The sequence below is a fragment of the Micromonospora sp. NPDC023644 genome (assembly GCF_040640115.1).
Lineage (GTDB): Bacteria > Actinomycetota > Actinomycetes > Mycobacteriales > Micromonosporaceae > Micromonospora.
Window position 1 is genome coordinate 1 of the sequence record NZ_JBFABA010000112.1, and the last position, 2,036, is coordinate 2,036.

Genomic DNA, 2,036 nt, shown 5'->3' on the forward strand with positions numbered 1-2,036 from the left:
GAGGGTCAGGTGGTGGTGGCGGATGTGCGGTGGGATCGGTTCGTGCCGTCGTTCACGGCGTTGCGTCCGTCCCGCCTGTTCACCGACATCCCCGAAGCGCAGGCGGCGATCGAGGCAGCGGCCCGCACCGAAGCCGGCCCCGCCGACCAGGCCTCCGCACTCCGCGACCGACTGGCGGCCCTGACGCCGCCGGAGGTCGAGGCGTCCCTCCTGGACCTCGTACGCTCCCAGGTCGCCGCGGTGCTCGGCCACGCCACCGTGGAGGCGGTGCCGCCGGACCGGGCGTTCCAGCGCCTCGGCTTCGACTCGCTCACCGCCGTCGAGCTGCGCAACCGGCTGACCGCCGAAACGGGTCTCGCACTGCCCTCCACGCTCGTCTTCGACCACCCGACGCCGGCCGCCCTGGTCGCCTTCATCCGGGAGACGGTGCTCGGCGCCCCGGGCGACGCGCCGGCCGAGCGCAGGGTCGCCGCGGTGGACGACGACCCGATCGTGATCGTCGGAATGGGCTGCCGCCTTCCGGGTGGCGTCGGCACCCCGGACGAGCTGTGGCAGCTGCTCTCCGCAGGGGGCGACGGCATCTCCGAGTTCCCCCTCGACCGGGGCTGGGACAGCTTCCTCAGCGGCGGCCTGTCCGACACGTCCTTCGTCCGCAGGGGCGGCTTCGTCTACGACGCCGGCGAGTTCGACGCCGGGTTCTTCGGCATTTCGCCACGCGAGGCGCTGGCGATGGACCCGCAGCAGCGGCTGCTGCTGGAGACGTCGTGGGAGGCCGTTGAATCGGCGGGCATCGACCCGACCAGCCTGAGGGGCGGCGCGGTCGGCGTCTTCGCCGGCGCCAGCTTCCAGGGGTACGCCAGCGGATCGGTGGGTCGTGCCCAGGAGGTCGGCGGCCACCTGCTCACCGGCAACGCGACCAGCGTGTTGTCGGGCCGGGTGGCGTACTCGTTCGGCTTCGAGGGGCCGGCGGTTACGGTGGACACGGCGTGCTCGTCGTCGCTGGTGGCGTTGCACCTGGCGGCGCAGGCGCTGCGCTCCGGCGAGTGCGATCTCGCCCTGGCCGGCGGCGTCACCGTGATGGCCTCACCGGCCACGTTCGCCGAGTTCTCGATCCAGGGCGGCCTGTCCGCCGACGGCCGCTGCAAGTCGTTCTCCGACGCGGCGGACGGGACCGGCTGGTCCGAGGGCGTCGGCGTGCTGGTGGTGCAGCGGTTGTCGGACGCGCGGCGCGACGGGCGCCGGGTCCTGGCGGTGGTGCGCGGCACGGCCGTGAACCAGGACGGTGCGTCGAACGGTTTGACGGCGCCGAACGGCCCGTCGCAGCAGCGGGTGATCCGGCAGGCGTTGGCGTCCGGGGGCCTGTCGGCGGCCGACGTGGACGTGGTGGAGGCGCATGGCACGGGTACGACGTTGGGTGACCCGATCGAGGCGCAGGCCCTGCTGGCCACGTACGGGCAGGGTCGGGATGTGCCGTTGTTGTTGGGGTCGGTGAAGTCGAACATCGGTCACACGCAGGCGGCTGCCGGGGTGGCGGGGATCATCAAGATGATCTTGGCGATGCGGCACGGGGTGGTGCCGGCGTCGTTGCACGTGGATGCGCCGTCGTCGCATGTGGACTGGTCGTCGGGTGCGGTGGAGTTGGTGACGCAGTCGCGGTCATGGCCGGGGGTGGGGCGTCCGCGTCGGGCGGGCGTGTCGTCGTTCGGTATCTCCGGCACCAACGCGCACGTGATCATCGAGCAGCCGGAGCCGGTGACGGAGCTGGCGGTCGCGTCGGCGGGCGAGGCGGTGGCTGCGGCGGTGGAGCCCGTGGCCGCGCCGGCTGCGGAGACGCGCGGCGAAACCGGCCGGACCGGGTCGGCCGACGCGGAGCCGGTTCCGGCGTCCGCCTCTGCCGGGGGCGTGGGGTTGCCGGTGCCGTGGGTGGTGTCGGGGCGTTCGGAGCGGGGTCTGGTGGGTCAGGCGGCGCGGTTGGCGTCGTTCGTGTCGGGTCGGTCCGTGTCGCCGGTGGATGTGTCGTGGTCGTTGGCGACGAC

At 73.3% G+C, this 2,036-nt stretch carries 1 protein-coding gene; it reads left to right on the forward strand.

Annotated features, from left to right (window positions below):
* Positions 1 to 42: 42 nt before the first annotated feature.
* On the forward strand, positions 43 to 2,036 hold a 1,994-nt coding region (locus AB0G08_RS30105), incomplete at its 3' end, for a type I polyketide synthase (RefSeq protein WP_358094347.1).